The sequence below is a fragment of the Paenibacillus sp. J31P190 genome, from assembly GCF_059692075.1.
Genome location: NZ_JCAUAS010000003.1, coordinates 600,707 through 616,267, shown reverse-complemented (window position 1 = coordinate 616,267; position 15,561 = coordinate 600,707). Strand labels below are relative to the sequence as shown.

19 protein-coding genes are annotated in these 15,561 nt (G+C 40.5%); 15 read left to right on the top strand and 4 right to left on the bottom strand.

Annotated elements, in window-relative coordinates; all coding sequences use genetic code 11:
• The first annotated feature begins 304 nt into the window (after positions 1–304).
• The 8 genes from AC58U0_RS09885 (at position 305) to AC58U0_RS09850 (ending at position 6,822) form a co-directional block, all read left to right on the top strand.
• On the top strand, positions 305–736 hold the full coding sequence (locus AC58U0_RS09885; RefSeq protein ID WP_497378823.1) for a hypothetical protein: 432 nt from the start codon (positions 305–307) through the stop codon (positions 734–736).
• 377 nt (positions 737–1,113) lie between these two features.
• Positions 1,114–2,232 (top strand): S-layer homology domain-containing protein, encoded by a 1,119-nt coding sequence (locus tag AC58U0_RS09880; RefSeq protein ID WP_497378822.1) that lies wholly within the window; start codon positions 1,114–1,116, stop codon positions 2,230–2,232.
• A gap of 202 nt (positions 2,233–2,434) precedes the next feature.
• Positions 2,435–2,806, top strand: coding sequence for a hypothetical protein (locus tag AC58U0_RS09875; RefSeq protein WP_497378821.1), 372 nt, complete (start codon positions 2,435–2,437; stop codon positions 2,804–2,806).
• Between the two features lie 227 nt (positions 2,807–3,033).
• Positions 3,034–3,639 carry a stalk domain-containing protein gene (locus AC58U0_RS09870; RefSeq protein ID WP_497378820.1) on the top strand — a complete coding sequence of 202 codons (606 nt, stop codon included), beginning with the start codon at positions 3,034–3,036 and terminating at the stop codon, positions 3,637–3,639.
• A gap of 101 nt (positions 3,640–3,740) precedes the next feature.
• Positions 3,741–4,265 (top strand): P-loop NTPase family protein, encoded by a 525-nt coding sequence (locus AC58U0_RS09865; RefSeq protein ID WP_497378819.1) that lies wholly within the window; start codon positions 3,741–3,743, stop codon positions 4,263–4,265.
• Between the two features lie 146 nt (positions 4,266–4,411).
• Complete coding sequence (locus AC58U0_RS09860; RefSeq protein ID WP_497378818.1) at positions 4,412–5,164, top strand: hypothetical protein; 753 nt, start codon at positions 4,412–4,414, stop codon at positions 5,162–5,164.
• A gap of 204 nt (positions 5,165–5,368) precedes the next feature.
• Entirely contained in the window at positions 5,369–5,905 is a 537-nt protein-coding gene (locus tag AC58U0_RS09855) for a histidine phosphatase family protein (RefSeq protein ID WP_261300488.1), read from the top strand.
• A 53-nt stretch (positions 5,906–5,958) separates the two neighbouring features.
• Positions 5,959–6,822, top strand: coding sequence for an MBL fold metallo-hydrolase (locus AC58U0_RS09850; protein ID WP_497378817.1), 864 nt, complete (start codon positions 5,959–5,961; stop codon positions 6,820–6,822).
• A gap of 295 nt (positions 6,823–7,117) precedes the next feature.
• Here AC58U0_RS09850 and AC58U0_RS09845 read toward each other — a convergent pair whose 3' ends face one another.
• A complete protein-coding gene (locus tag AC58U0_RS09845) occupies positions 7,118–7,723 on the bottom strand; it encodes a cysteine hydrolase family protein (protein WP_497378816.1) in 606 nt (201 codons plus the stop codon).
• Between the two features lie 633 nt (positions 7,724–8,356).
• Here AC58U0_RS09845 and poxB point away from each other — a divergent pair.
• The 3 genes from poxB (at position 8,357) to AC58U0_RS09830 (ending at position 11,969) form a co-directional block, all read left to right on the top strand.
• On the top strand, positions 8,357–10,078 hold the full coding sequence (poxB, locus tag AC58U0_RS09840) for a ubiquinone-dependent pyruvate dehydrogenase (protein ID WP_497378815.1): 1,722 nt from the start codon (positions 8,357–8,359) through the stop codon (positions 10,076–10,078).
• 537 nt (positions 10,079–10,615) lie between these two features.
• On the top strand, positions 10,616–10,993 hold the full coding sequence (locus tag AC58U0_RS09835) for a hypothetical protein (protein ID WP_054024922.1): 378 nt from the start codon (positions 10,616–10,618) through the stop codon (positions 10,991–10,993).
• A gap of 265 nt (positions 10,994–11,258) precedes the next feature.
• Entirely contained in the window at positions 11,259–11,969 is a 711-nt protein-coding gene (locus AC58U0_RS09830; protein WP_497378814.1) for an IS6 family transposase, read from the top strand.
• Here AC58U0_RS09830 and AC58U0_RS09825 read toward each other — a convergent pair whose 3' ends face one another.
• Complete coding sequence (locus tag AC58U0_RS09825; RefSeq protein WP_497378813.1) at positions 11,970–12,149, bottom strand: hypothetical protein; 180 nt, start codon at positions 12,147–12,149, stop codon at positions 11,970–11,972.
• Positions 12,150–12,530: 381 nt separating this feature from the next.
• Here AC58U0_RS09825 and AC58U0_RS09820 point away from each other — a divergent pair, with 381 nt between their 5' ends.
• The 4 genes from AC58U0_RS09820 (at position 12,531) to AC58U0_RS09805 (ending at position 14,724) form a co-directional block, all read left to right on the top strand.
• Entirely contained in the window at positions 12,531–13,454 is a 924-nt protein-coding gene (locus tag AC58U0_RS09820) for an NAD(P)/FAD-dependent oxidoreductase (protein WP_497378812.1), read from the top strand.
• Positions 13,455–13,483: 29 nt separating this feature from the next.
• Complete coding sequence (locus AC58U0_RS09815) at positions 13,484–13,723, top strand: glutaredoxin family protein (RefSeq protein ID WP_029196850.1); 240 nt, start codon at positions 13,484–13,486, stop codon at positions 13,721–13,723.
• 36 nt (positions 13,724–13,759) lie between these two features.
• Positions 13,760–14,326, top strand: a complete 567-nt coding sequence (locus tag AC58U0_RS09810) for a peroxiredoxin (protein WP_060647013.1) — start codon at positions 13,760–13,762, stop codon at positions 14,324–14,326.
• 122 nt (positions 14,327–14,448) lie between these two features.
• Positions 14,449–14,724: a hypothetical protein gene (locus tag AC58U0_RS09805; RefSeq protein ID WP_057307133.1), complete on the top strand. Its 276-nt coding sequence runs from the start codon at positions 14,449–14,451 to the stop codon at positions 14,722–14,724.
• A 74-nt stretch (positions 14,725–14,798) separates the two neighbouring features.
• Here the strand turns inward: AC58U0_RS09805 and AC58U0_RS09800 are convergent, their stop codons facing one another.
• Positions 14,799–15,035, bottom strand: coding sequence for an AbrB/MazE/SpoVT family DNA-binding domain-containing protein (locus AC58U0_RS09800; protein ID WP_047677188.1), 237 nt, complete (start codon positions 15,033–15,035; stop codon positions 14,799–14,801).
• A gap of 196 nt (positions 15,036–15,231) precedes the next feature.
• On the bottom strand, positions 15,232–15,558 hold the full coding sequence (locus AC58U0_RS09795; RefSeq protein WP_497378811.1) for a hypothetical protein: 327 nt from the start codon (positions 15,556–15,558) through the stop codon (positions 15,232–15,234).
• Positions 15,559–15,561 lie beyond the last annotated feature (3 nt).

Genomic DNA, 15,561 nt, shown 5'->3' with positions numbered 1-15,561 from the left:
AAAATGCACTTCTAATGCTAAGTCTTACTCAAAAAGTATCGAAGCAGAAATCTCGATCTTTTTATCCTTCTTAGTGTTTTCATGGTGAATCAACAACCTTTCGAAAACTAAAATTGAATTCCGTTTTTCGCTGGTTTTTAATACCACTTCCCACTTATCGTATGTTTACCCTTTTCCTAATATTTTGAATCAATAAGGGTAATATGGCTCTCAGAAAATAAAGTTTTAGATTGACTTGCTTGATTAAGCTAAAGGGGAACGAATGCTGAATCACATTAATAGCATTATCTAATAGGAGAATATAATGAAAAATATCTATTTGGCTGGAATTTTTTCGATAATATTTCCTGGAACTGGTCAATTATATAATGGTCAAATTTCAAAATGGCTTAGGCTTACAAGTCTTCAAATACTTTTCATAGCAATCTTTCCTGTACTATTTAGAATAGTAGGAATGATTTCTGGTTATCTATTTGCGATAGGCATACTAACCATTATTTTGCTGCCAGTTGCATTCATTCCTATATTATTACTAATAGCCGGGTTGGTTCTTGCACCGAGATATTCAGCATTCAAAGATGCTATTAAAACAGATAATCAGACTACAAAATTGAATAAATATTTCAACAGAAAACAGCAACTAATAATTGTTAGTCTAGTGACAATTAACGAAATAATATTATCAGTACTCATTTATGAATACTTTTGGCGTATTACTGAACATATGTTATGGTAATTCAATATAAGAATATTGTGTGCAAGGGCTATTGAACAAGTGGGAAACGACAATAAGAACATGTGATGGCAACGGAACCGTTTGGTTCCGCTGCCTTTTCTCAAGTAACGGGCAGTATACTTCCAATATGTGTTAATATGTAATATGGAAAATAGTTCAAGAATTCGCTAACCGCATGAAAGAAATAAGACCGTAAAGTTGATCTAATATCCGGATGATGGTCACAGCTTAAAAGGTCAGTACCAAAATGAAAATGGTAAAGAGATTGACAGTTTATTAACGGAATATGGTTTGTCTCAGATATCCAAAAACCCGCAATAGTAGGTACCATCACAGATTAAGCTAACAGGGAATGATATTAAAAAATGGAGGGTAAAATGGAATTTAAATCAACTAGAGTTAAGTACCTACTTAGTAAAGTAAAGTTAATCCTTTTATTAGGCTCGATGTTATTTTCGTTTGTTCCACTTGCAAATGTTCAAGCAGGAACAGGATTATATAAAGATGTTAATCCTGGTGATTGGTATTTTGAAGATGTGAAATGGGCTACGGAAAACCAAATGGTGAGCGGATATGACGACGGTACTTTCGTACCTGATGCCAAAGTTACAGAAGCGGAATTTTTAAAAATGTTAATCGCATTGTATAAGGGAGATATTACTCAAAAAGCTGATCCTCATTGGTATGATGCATATTATAGATTCGCTGAGGCCAATAAATGGAATGTATATGGAATCTTATCGTATAAATCCCTATATTATCCATTTAATAATACTATTAAGGCAGTTGCCGATACGCCGCTAATTCGGCTTAAATCCGCTATGATTTTATTAAATGCAACTGGTCAGGAAGCGGATGCACCGGATGAATTGATCTGGGCACTATATAACAGTAATCTTTCAAATGGAAAAACTAGCAAGAGTGTTTATGGTTTTCAACCTCACGATCTGCTAACTCGAGCGGAAGCAGTTTCTTTTATAAGGAACTTTAAAGAAAAAAACGCAAGACATGATCTATTGTCAGTAAGTCAAATCATTCAGGCAAATCGTGATTTGTCCATAACAAGGATAATAAATACACTTAGCGAAATGACCGAAGAGTTTGGATATACATTTGAACCGCAAAGTAAATTATTAAACAGATACGTGAAAGAAGAAGGAAATATTGAAAAGGGTATAAAGATAGCAATAAATGAAGATCCATCTAAAGATATATATCTTCATGTATCAGCGCAACCTCATCAGCGGACAGTACTTCATATTGATAATTTGAATGATAAAAGCGCTCCAATAATGAGGGAATTATTAAAAAGAGTATTAGATGATAACTATAAAAGTTCAATTCTTGAAGCCTATGATATGATGCCAAAAGCAACTCCCCGAAGTATGGATATAAATATTCCGTACAACTATTCGCGTGTATATTTCAGCACTACGTCTTTTCAATTAAGTCTAGACGAATCAGATAAAAAACCTAACGGTTATGAAGGAAACTAGTAACAGATATCATTCGATTCACACAGTTTATATGAATAATGCTGACTCTGTAAATATTATTGTATATTGAGCTAACGGGAACTATAGTTCAGGAGCTGCATTAAGTAGCTCCTTTTTTGATTTCATTGAAGTAACGGGCAGGATAGTTAATTTACTTGGCGAATACCTCAAATATGGAAAGTTCTCAAAGAGGGGAAATACTATGACATCATATAAGTTTAGACCATATTTGAGTGTATTAGGATTTTGTTTATTTATTTTCACGATATTGGTTAATATTGCTTTTAGGTTAGCAACAGACCAAGGTTCAAAAATGCTTTTATCAACTTTTAGCGCAGTCTTATTAGTCTTTACCTTGCTGTGGGGGATTATGGGTGTTATTGAATTAATCTCATTAATCAAAAAAACAAGTAGGATGAAAGCCGATTATATAAATGAACAAATTGGTAGAGAAGATTATCGTAGGGGGGAAATTAGTTTTAAAGTTTGTTTCCTTGTAAATGTAAGTTATCTTGTTATTTTTTTATTTCAACTTTGGTATGTTATCAATAATTGGGATATGTTAAATGTATAAAATCATAAAAAACTCTTGTCCGATTGCAGTAAATCGTTAAACTAACGGAAACGATGGCGGAATAAAAGACAGTCAAAGACTTTAATTACTAGGGTCTTTGACTGTCTTTTTTGAGTAAATTTTGGTATATCACCTTCAAGATATGAACAGATTCTTCTGTGTTTTATAAATACAACTTTTTCCATATGTGTGCGTATATAGATACAAAAATCTATGGAGGTTATCACATGAAAAAATTTATTATGGGTGTAGTTGTAGGGGGAATTCTTTCACTAACTTCAGTTGTTGCAGCTTCTGATTCAATACAGGCATATTTATTTCCAGCATTTTTCACAATCAATGGTCTAAATGCCCCCTTAGACAAAGAATATGCTGTTCTTAATTATCAAGGGCACGCTTATGTCCCTGTCCGATTTTTGGCTGAGCAGCTAGGGGCTTTTGTTGATTATTCAGATGAAGGGATGTACAAGAACATTACCATTAATCATTTTCCTTCAAATGTAGCCATACTTACAGATGAAAAATATTCCAATATTCACTTTGGTTTGCTCGATTTGTACTTAGACGGCGGATATACGGGCATAAGAGGATTATTAGCTTTAGATCATGAGATGGATTCGAAAATCAAAACCGAACATGACATTGAGTTTAAACTGCATTTTTATGATGCGAACGATAAGTTGATTGGGACGGCATCAGGCACGTCAAAATCTGGTGGCTCTAACCAAAAGCAAACTATAAGCACGGGCGAAATTAAGTATGTTATGGCTGGCGAAGTCGGGGATTTCTCTAAATATGAAAGAGTGGGTTTTGAAGTCACAGCCTACAAATAATCCGCCTTGTCATTGAACTAACGGGCAGATTAGTTCTAATAGAGGTTTTGGGGAAAGTTGGAAGAATAAATTATTAAAAATCTATGTGGAGGGTAGGTTAAATGGTTGAATTGGACAAATTTGCCCCGAGAAAAATACATATAATAGGCTCCGTTGGGAGTGGTAAAACAACATTAGCCAGAAATCTATCAAATAAACTGAGTATTCCACATTACGAATTGGATAATGTTGTTTGGAAGAGACATAAACCGAGAGACATTAAAAGAACTGAGGAAGAAAGAGATCAACTTTTGAGTACTATTATTCATTCAGATACTTGGATTATAGAGGGTGCTCATTATAACGAATGGGTGTTCCAAAGTTTTCATAATGCCGATTTAATTATATTTTTGGATACTGATAATTCGAAACGAAAGTATCGAATTATCATAAGATTTATCTTACAGTTACTCAGAATAGAAAAATCAAACTATAAACCGACTTTTGAAATATTCAGGAACATGTTTATCTGGAATGATAATTTTGAAAATCGCATTAAACCGAAGGTTATAAATAAATTAGGACAATATTCTTCTAAGTCCATAACACTAAAAGATTCAATCGAAATTATAAGCTCGTTAAACTAATGGATAACGTTAGTTCAATATCAACAAAAGAAGGCAGCCGACCTAGTGATCGGTTACCTTTTCTCAACTAACGGGCAGGATTCTTCAAGTGATACATTGAAATATAAAACGAATATTTAGAAGTTTTATGCTAGAAGGGTGAAGAAATGGTGCTTTCCAAAGAAATACTATATTCATTTAATCTTAGTGGGGATATTGTACCATTGAGTGGCGGACAGAATACATCAATAAGAGTCAGTAATGCTGTATTAAAACCTGTGGATGACATACATCATTCTGAATGGTTACTGAGTATTATTTACAATATAGTCCCTCAAGGTTATAGAGTATCAAAGCCTATTAGAAGTAAATACGGTACTTTTGTAAATAGAGGATGGGCTTGCACTCAGTATGAGGTAGGTAAGGATGTAAAAGGGCGAATAGAAGAAAAACTTCTGGTATCGAAGTTATTTCACCGTGACCTATCTTCCATTGATTTTCGGAACTTCCCTCATACTGATAATCCTTGGTCCAAGGGTCATCGTATAGCATGGCAAATAGATGAATTGCCAGGGGAATTACCGAGAGAAACACAAGAAATTATTAATAAATTACTAAGTAGGGTACGCCTAAAAGAGCAATATAAAGTGCAGATTGTTCATAGTGATTTGTCGGGAAATATTCTTTTTGACCATGTTTTGAGTCCTTTAGTAATTGATTTTTCTCCAACAATTGCTCCAGTAGAATATGCAGAAGCCATTTTAGTTTGTGATTGTATAGCATGGCAAGGAAGCAATATTTCTGAGATAGATCTGCTACCAGATAATGAACTATATAAAGAAATGATTATTCGAGCTATCATTTTCCGTTTATCTGTTTCCGCTATATTTTCAAAAGGTGATTATCTTAAATTTTGCTAAGAGTATCAGGCATTCAAATCCATAATAGAGTATATAAAGTAGCATTCAACTATTGAACTCCCTCGGAAACTTTAGCTGAATAAAGACAGACAACAAAGCAGGTGCTATGGCGACCTGCTTTGTTCATTTTATTAAGGACAGGTTATTCTAATCTCTCCGTCGAATGAATGTAATGTGTTATTTCAAAATTATGGAGATGATTTTTTGAAACTATATGTTGTGAGACATGGTCAGACAGAATGGAACTATGAAAATCGAGTTTGTGGAATAACTGATGTCCAGTTAACGGATAAAGGTGAAGAACAAGCAAAAGAACTTTCTAAAATAGTATATGAGAAGCAAATCGACATCATTTTAACTTCACCGTTGTCAAGAGCAGTTAAAACAGCTGAAATACTTTCAAGAGCCATTAATAAAGATATTGTTATTGACCACAGACTTGTTGAGCAAAACTATGGGGAATTTGAAGGAACTAGTCGCGACAACCAAAATTTTAAAGAAGCTAAAAGGCATTTTTCGAATAAGCTTTCAGGTGGGGAGTCAATTTTACAATTATCACAAAGAATTTTTAATGTTCTTGATGAAATTAAAGAAAAGTATTTAAATCAGAATGTCTTAATTGTGACCCATGGTGGTGTCTGTAGGGTAATTAATGCTTATTTTAATGAGCAGACCAACGATGAATTTTATCATTTTCATATAGGGAATTGTGATTTGAAAGAATATCACATTAATAGATGAGATAATTTTGGATTCAACTAACGGATAACGATAGCTAAATGGAGGCTGATCGCATGAGCTCGCATCACCGATTGGATACGAATGTGCCCGGGCCGCTGTACGTCACATCCGCCTGTATTGATTGCGATACGTGCCGCCAGCTCGCGCCGAGGATATTCACCGAAGCTAAAGGATTCTCCACCGTTGCCCACCAGCCTGAAACGGGACTCGAGCAGAAGCAGGCACTGCAAGCCTTGCTCGCTTGTCCGACAGCGGCTATAGTGAGCGAGGAGAAGAGCGACATCGCCGAGGCAATGGCCGACTTTCCGTTGCTGCTGGAGGACGGTGCCCATTATTGCGGATATACGTCGCCCAAATCGTTTGGCGGCAGCTCGTATTTTATCATACGGCCGAACGGCAATTGGCTTATCGATGCGCCGCGCTTCGTGCCGTCCTTGGCTCGAAGGTTCGAGGAAATGGGCGGCATCGACACAATCTTCCTCACGCACCGGGACGATGTGGCGGATGCGAAGTTGTATGCGGAGCGGTTCGGCGCGAAGCGCATCATCCATGCGATCGAGAGGGAGGCTCAACCCGACGCGGAACATGTGATCGAGGGCTTCGAGGATGTACAGTTGGATAACGAGATGAAAATCGTCGTCGTTCCGGGCCACACACGTGGCTCGATGGTGCTGCTGTATCGGGAACGGTTTCTGTTCACGGGTGACCATTTGGCATGGGACCGGCACCGAGGGGTGCTGGAGGCGTTCGAGGATTATTGCTGGTATTCCTGGGAAGAGCAGGGGCTTTCTATGGAACGACTTGCTGCTGAAACTTTCGAATGGGTGCTTCCTGGTCACGGGGAACGGGTGAAGCAGCCGCCGGAGGACATGAAAAAGGCGATGCAACAGCTGGTCAACGAGATGCGGGGGCGATGAGCGGCATGAAGACCCCAATAATACTTCAGAGGAACTGTGACAGCAACCGGTATAAGAATACGGTGCTCGAGGCTGCAGGGGAAGATCCCGCCGCAAGGGGCTCGACGTATTTCTTGCGACGCTGAAGTCTATCAAGCATTCCCAAACCTTTAAACTGTGTTACGTTAGTTCATTCCGCTAACGAGGAACTTTAACATAATAATGACCTAAAGGCAGTAGGCCAAATAAGAGATATACTGCCTTTTCCGTACACATCAAAAACATCAGATACATTAAAGTTGATTCTAATTTAGTCTTAGTCTTTGTAGGTTACAAGTTGAGAGGATTTGTTTGCTTGTTGCTGCCAGAAGGAAATTACGTCCTTTGTATCAGCCACCATTCCAAAATATGTGTCAACGGTTTTTAAGGTCATATCGTGTTCTTCTTGAGAAAAAGCAGCACAGGCATCTTTCATGAACACAATACGATAATCTAACATAAAACCGTCTCTTGCGGTTGATTCTACACAAAGGTTTGTACTAACACCTGTCATTATAAGTGTTTCGATCTTTAATGTCTGCAAAACAGATTCCAGCCTTGTGTGAATAAAACCGCTATACCTATGTTTCTTTACAACAATTTCACTAGATAATGGAGCAACCTCGAAAAATTCTGCTCCCCAGCTACTCGTATGGCAAATAGGGTTTATGCCATCCTTAAATCGAGAAAGCCAAACTTCCGAATCGGTTGCTTTCTCATGATTTGTCTGTAGAAAAATAACGGGAATTGTATGTACTCGTGCTGATTCTAACAGGCCGAGCAAATTAGGAATCATTTTCTTTACAGAGCTAACATCAATTCCGGTTTTGGCTATCACTCCTTCAGGATGACAGTAATCATTTTGCACGTCCACAACGATCACAGCAGTATTTTCTGTTCTAAGTTCTCTTTCAATTTCTCCAACGCATTCACCTTCTTGTAAATTATTATCCTTGATAAATCAAAGCATCCATTTTAATGCTTATTTTTTCCATTTAGATGCAATTATTATTACAAGAGCATTAAAAATGAATGACGTTGTTTTATATACGGATTGCATTCTTATTTATGAAGAAATAGAGCTGCCGGCATTACACGGCAGCTTGTTGAACTAACGGGCACTTTAGTGAAGTAACATATCAGAGGAATCGCAGATCTGGTTGTTGCTATGCATCCTGTGGTGATTTATTTAACTCAGCCGAGTGTGGAGCAAAAGGGTTGGATTTCTTCCATCCGTCCAAGACCTCACTTCGCGTCTGAACAAAATATTAGGTTTATGGAAAACCGAAGCGGATCGAATAGGTTAAAGTTAGATAAAGTACCGATAACGAAGTAACGGCTGCCGCGTAGCAGCCGTTATTTCGTTATCGGGCAGCATATCTATAATAAGGAATGAAATTACCGAAATGTGACTACTTAATTTAATATTAAAGCCCAACAAACTCGATCATAGTGAAATCAAGAATATACTGCTCATATTATGGCAAAATAATAAAAACAATAAGGAGAGATTCCCTTGAAAAGAACGATAGCTGATTCCATCGTGGAATCCCTTCTGAACGCCGGCGTTAAGCGAATTTACGGCATTATCGGCGATTCGCTTAATGCCTTGCTCGATGCGATCCGTCGTTCCGGAAAAATAGAATGGATCCATGTCCGCCACGAAGAGGTTGCAGCTTTCGCGGCTGGCGCGGATGCCACCCTCAGCGGAGGAATCGCCATTTGTGCGGGTAGCAGCGGACCTGGTAATTTACATCTCATTAACGGATTGTACGATTGCCATCGAAACAGGGTGCCAGTGCTTGCGATTGCCGCTCATATTCCGAGCAGTGAAATTGGCAGCGGCTTTTTTCAAGAGACTCGTCCGGACATGTTGTTTCAGGAATGCAGCTTCTTTTGTGAAGTCGTAACCGGACCGAGGCAAATACCTCGAGCGGTTACGATGGCGATGCAAACCGCGACGGCAAGGTCTGGAGTGTCTGTCTTAGTTCTTCCTGGTGATGTAGCCGCTTTCGAATACGACGAAAGCCCGGTTCCAGAACGCGTCATCCATTCCACCCGGCCAATTGTCTGCCCTTCTACAGACGAATTGAAGACGCTTGCCGACTACTTAGACAAAGGCAAGAGGATCACCTTGCTGTGCGGTGCTGGCTGCTCGGGAGCTCATGCTTCGCTCATGAAGCTATGCGAGAAACTGCAATCCCCGATGGTCATAGCGCTGCGAGGAAAAGAATATCTTGAATATGACAACCCGTATTCCGTCGGATTAACCGGTCTCATCGGATATTCATCAGGATACCACGCCATGATGGAATGCGATGTCCTACTCATGCTGGGTACCGATTTTCCATACCGGCAATTTTATCCGCAAGAAGCGACCATCCTTCAGGTTGATTTGGATTCCTCCCGACTAGGCCGGCGAACGCCGCTCGCATACGGGGTGTGCGGAGACGTAAAGACGACGGTCGACATGCTGTTACCCTTTTTAATGGAACCGCACTCCCCTGATCACCTGCAGCACTTTGCAGCACATTATGCCAAAGTCCGCGAGGAACTGGACAACCTTGCAGCTCCTGGTCGAGCTCCTATTCATCCGCAATTCCTCATGAAGGTAATCAGTGATCTCGCAGATGAGGATGCCATTTTGACTTGCGATGTTGGTACGCCGACTGTGTGGGCTGCCCGATACTTGAGCATGAATGGAAAAAGAAGGCTACTTGGCTCGTTTAACCACGGGACAATGGCGAACGCCATGCCCCAGGCGATTGGGGCTCAGGTTGCGCAACCGGGACGCCAGGTCATATCGCTGTCTGGGGACGGGGGACTCACTATGCTGCTCGGAGATCTATTGACCCTTCGTCAGCATAAGCTCCCGATCAAGATCGTTGTCTTTAATAATGGCGCGCTTGGATTCGTGGAATTGGAAATGAAAGCAGCTGGCTTTTTAGAATTCGGAACGGAACTCGACAATCCAAACTTTGCGGCACTTGCTCAAGCCATGGGAATCGAAGGAATTCGCGTCGAGGATCCGAATGACTTGAAAAGCGCCGTTCGCCGAGCCCTCGAACACAGCGGTCCGGTAGTGCTGGACGTCGTCGTCAATCGTCAGGAGCTGGCGATGCCGCCGAAAATCAACCTCGAGCAGGCTCGCGGATTTACGATGTGGATGCTGAAAGCCGTTTTGAACGGGCAAGGCAACGAAGTCATCGAACTGGCGAAAACCAATCTCCTTCGGTAATAAATAGGAGTACTTGGACTCCTACAACTGACTGGTCACACTGCCTTAGTCGCAAGTTTAAAATAGCTAAACTAACGGAAAACGTTAGTTGAAAAGGATATCGCGGCAGCCGACCAAACAATCGGCTGCCGTTTTCATTAAGCTAAAGGGAGGATCGTTGAATCACTTCGGGGAAGCCTTCCATATATTCCCGCCAATCAATATTTGCACCACTTTCAACTGATCGCACTCGTTTTTTTATCAAAATAAAACCACTCTATCGGATTGTTTGAGCAAGTCAAGAAAGAGCGATTTATCGTTTGAATCCTGTATGCCGCCGCGTCTGACGGTCGAATCCGCCGGCTTTCGCGTGCCCGCCGATCGTATCGCGATTGGGCATGAGCATCTCCTTTGCAGATCCGTTTTTACTGACACCGTCTTAAGTTGCTCCGAATATTCTATAGCTATGAATAGTTGTAAAAGGGGGCAACGGTTATCAAATATTACGATCCCAAGTATGGATTCAGCATGCGTATCCCTGATTGGTGGAAACCATATTTGGTTATCAAAAGATCGGGCCGATCTGGCGATGAGGCATACGGCGTGCAATTTCTGTTCAAGTATCGCGGCAAAGTGTATACAGACATTTTCACCGTAAGTATGTACCGTATGACCCGAAAGCAATGGCGCGACAAAGGCTATGAAGACTCGCCCTCCATCGTCCTCTACGCGGGGAACGGGCGCCTATTCGCCTATTACACGCCGGAGGAGCCTCCCGATGAGTTTTTCGACAACAAATCAAAGGACGGCTTCAACAAAAAATACTCCAAGCAGCTAAACCTTCTTAGGCGCATGATCAATGACGATGTCCCCAAGATCGCGAAGACGTTTAAGCCCGCTAATTACAAGCCCCGTAAAATAGTTAAAGCCCGCTGAGCATCAGCGGGCTTTGTTGCTTAGTTATTAAATACGTATCTATGAGCACGCAGATGGATAGCTCAATAAATACAAAGAAACGGCAGCCTGCATATTGGCTGCCGTTTTCTCAACTAACGGGCAGTTTAGTGGAATAGAGAAGGCTTAACTCAGCTGGGGGAGCGCATTGCTGGTAGCGATGAGGTCAAGGGTTCTACGGTTCTGGTGCAAAGTTCTAATCCATGATAGCATTATTGAAATGAATTCATGGGATGGGGCAATTACGTTGGAAACAGAATTAGATTTGTTTAAGTGGAAGCAGTATGAATCTCAAGTTATCTTGCTAACAGTAAGATGGTATTTGAAATATAGCCTAAGTTATCGTGATCTAGTGGAGATGATGGAAGAACGAGGTCTTGGGATGGCTCATACAACCATCATGCGATGGGTTCATGAGTTTGGGCCAGAATTAGACAAGCGAATACGTCCCTATTTAAAGTCGACAAATGATTCCTTCCGAACTGATGAAACCTATATTAAAGTCAAAGGGCAGTGGAAATATCTTTACAGAGCAGTAGATTCAAAAGGAAACACGATTGATTTCATGTTGTCTGAAAATCGAGACGCTCTCGCTGCCAAACGATTTTTCAAGAAAGCATTGACTTCAACACACAATCAATCGCCTCGTGTGATCACTGTCGATAAAAACCCAGCTTACCCTATTGCAGTTCAGCAATTAAAGGACGAGAAGGCTATGAAACAAGAAACATTACTACGGCAAAAGAAATATCTTAACAATATTATTGAACAAGATCATCGGTTTATAAAGAAAATCATAAAACCAATGCTGGGATTCAAGTCGTTTGAAACTGCAGAATATACAATTGCGGGAATCGAAGTCATGCATATGCTAAGGAAAGGGCAGGTCGAATGCGTTCATTCGTCTGTCCTTTCCTTAGTTGAATTAATCAACAAATTGTTTGGTTTGACAGCATAATCAAACAACGAAATCGCGGATATCTTTGATCAATTTTAATTGTTGCACCAAAACCTTTTCGTTTAAGTAGTGCATCAGATCACTACCATTGATTGAGTTGGAAATTTTTATATTCTCAATTACCGACCAAATTGATTCGTAAGGCCTTTTCCATTCCTCGCGCCAAATAATAGTGCCCATATAAATATCCTCCTTAAATGAGATTCTGGATATATTTATTACCAACATATAGCACCAGATATACATGCATTTCTTTTATTAAAGTGATTTTTATGTCGTGAAAATTTGAATCTCCTTGATTTCTGGGGATTTTCTTGTCGTGAAAATTCGAATCTCCTTGATTTCTGGGATTTTCATGTCGTGAATATTAATCTTTTTTATGATGTCGGGATTTTCTTGTCGCTAATGGGGCTATTTTCTTGTCGTTGTACTGTTCTTTTTCTTATTTATAATAATTATTAAAAAGGATTGACTTTTATTATTATTTATTTATAATAATTATTATCTGATATGGATTCTCATTGGAAAGCAGTCACTATGGGTTGAAAGGAGTGCACAGCGATGTATGATGTCATTATAATTGGAGCTGGACCGGCGGGAGCCTCAGCTGCTATCTATACAGCAAGAGGAAATCTGAAGACACTCGTGATTGACAAGGCACCGAATACAGGAGCTTTGGCTATTACTCACAAAATTGCGAATTACCCGGGTGTAATTGGGGAGCTGTCAGGTAAAGATTTGCTTGATACGATGCGGGAGCAAGCCAAAGGCTTTGGGGCGGAGTTCATCCAAACAACAATTACAGCTGTAGATGTGGAAGGCGATACGAAGTATGTATTTACGGCTGACGGTATCTATGAAGGCAAGTCGATCGTTATCGCGACGGGTTCCAAAGGACGCAACCGAATGCTGCCCGGGGAAGAAAATTTGTTAGGGCGTGGCGTTAGTACATGTGCAACGTGTGATGGAGCCTTTTTCGATGGCAAAACAGTCGCTGTCATTGGTGATTCAGAGGAAGCCTTAGAAGAAGCACAAGCGTTAAGTAAATTTACGGAAAAAATTCACTTCATAGTTCCACGACCTGAACTGCAAGGCGTTCATCACGTTCCAGAATTGCCGGGCACTGACTTTCTCTACAAAGCCAAACCGCTTGAAGTGCTTGGAGACAAGCACGTAGAGGGAATTAGAATACGCACGAGTTCTGGTGCAGAGGAAGTACTCCAAGTGGATGGTGTGTTCGTCTTCCTATCCGGCAGTAAGCCTGGCACAGATTTCTTACAGGATCAGGTTCCGCTGGACGCGGATGGTTTTATGATTCTGGATAGCTCGATGCAATCATCTATTGCAGGTGTATTCGGGGCCGGAGAAGTCAGACGCACACCGGTGAAGCAAGCGGTTGTTGCAGCTGCTGATGGAGCTATCGCGGCCATGGCGGTTGATAAATTTATTAATAAACGGGCTCAACTGATCCCGCAGTACAAATAATCTTATACCCCACAAGGAGATGAATTCCGATGTCTAATGTCATTGTTTATTCCAGTACAAATTGCCCTTATTGCCAACAGTTGAAAAAGTATTTAACGGAACAAAATGTCTCCTACGAAGAAAGAAACATTGATCTGAACGATCAATTCGGACAAGAACTTCATGATTTAGGCTTGATGTCCTTGCCAGTGACTGTCATTGGTGAGCACAAAATTCTGGGTCTCAACGTTACTAAACTCAAAAAAGCTTTGGCCGAAATCGCAAGCTAATAACATACCATATAAATAGATAGAGGAGAGCTAACCATGACACAATTAACCGTACAACCCTCACAATCTTTTGCTAAAATAGGGCTTCCTGCGCCTTCATTTTCATTGCTTTCAACGAAGAATATGGAAACCTTAGAAGAGAAAATAGCGCTTGAAGATTATAGAGGAAAATGGCTTGTTTTCTTCTTCTGGCCATTCGACTTTACGTTCGTGTGTCCAACCGAAATTACAGCTTTCAGTGACAATTACGAGCAGTTCCTTGAATTGGATTGTGAAATCGTTGGAGCTTCTGTCGACAGTGTGTATACACACAGAGCTTGGACTCAAACGCCGCGCGACCAAAACGGCATCGGTCCTGTGAAGTTCCCGTTGGTCAGTGACTTCTCCAAAGAAACAGCGCGCGCATATGGCGTGTTAGACGATGAAAGCGGCGCCGCACATCGCGGATTATTCATCATTGATCCGGAAGGCGTACTGCGCTACCAAGTGGTCACGGATATGAATGTTGGGCGCTCTGTAGATGAGACGCTGCGTGTGCTGCAAGCACTACAGGCTGGTGGGCTTTGTCCAGCGAACTGGAAGCCAGGCGATAAAACACTTTAAGCCATAATTGTAAAAACGAGCCTCAATCGACTCTCACTCGATTGGGGCTTTTGTGTGTATTCGAAGTCTGTTTTGAAGTATAATAGAAGAACTATATAGGTGAAGACAGAGGAGTTAGATGCATGATGCAGTCCATATCGGACAAACTGTTTATGGGTTCTTTGATTTTACTCATGATTTCCATTGTGGTTAGCGGAATTGGCTTTCAATTCGTGAATTGGCGCACACAAGTGACAGATGAGTTAGATGGGGAGACGCAAGAAAGCGGCTCTCGCAAGAAAGCCGTATTGGACCGACAAGATAAGAGCTTGGGACGTGTGCTTCGTTCCTACTTATTTTGGATCGCGATAGCAGGCATTCTAATATCCATTGGACTTTCTTGGTTTAGCTCTAAATAAAAATATAAGGCGTATAGCCCTCGGGATGAGTGTTATACGCCTTTGTTGTATCCTATTTTAGCCGGAATCATGATCTAAACAATTTCTTCTACGCAGGAGCTGCAGACCAGCTTGCCTTTGAAATAGGTCATATTCTCGAAATTACCGCAGAATACGCAGGCTGGCATATACTTCTTGAGTGTAATGCGCTCCGGATCGACATAGACCTCGATCGCGTCACCGATATCGATATGAAGTGTTCGTCGCAGCTCAATCGGCAAAACAATCCGGCCTAACTCGTCTACTTTTCTCACTATTCCCGTCGATTTCATCTGAAAGCCTCCTCTTTATTTCATTAGACTTCGATCATGTATGTTGTATAAACAATTCCACATATAAACTTGAATTCCTTTTATTTACTTCAAACATTTTAGGCAATTATCTGATTAATGAATGAAAGTGGACGTCAAAAAAAGGGCTTACACATGTTTCATTGAACACGTTTAAGCCCTTTATACATATAAGAATCTAGTTTTTGTTCTCCTGTTGTTGTTGTTGTTGTTGTTGGTCTTTGGAGATTTGCTCTTTAAGCGCCGCATTTTTAATAGCCAACTGTTTGGATAATTCAACTTGTAAAAGGTTGATTTTATTAATCTCATCCTTTAATTTACTGAGTCGAGACATCTTGCTGCTTAAATCACTGGGTGAAGTACTTATTTTTATATCCCTTTGTAATTGATTTATTTTTGAAAGTGCTTTTTCCTTTTTTTTCTGTTCGTCGATACTTCTTTGTTGAGTTTCAGTAATTTCTTTTTTTAAGCGATTTATGATAGATAAAGTGAAACTTATAGCCATTCA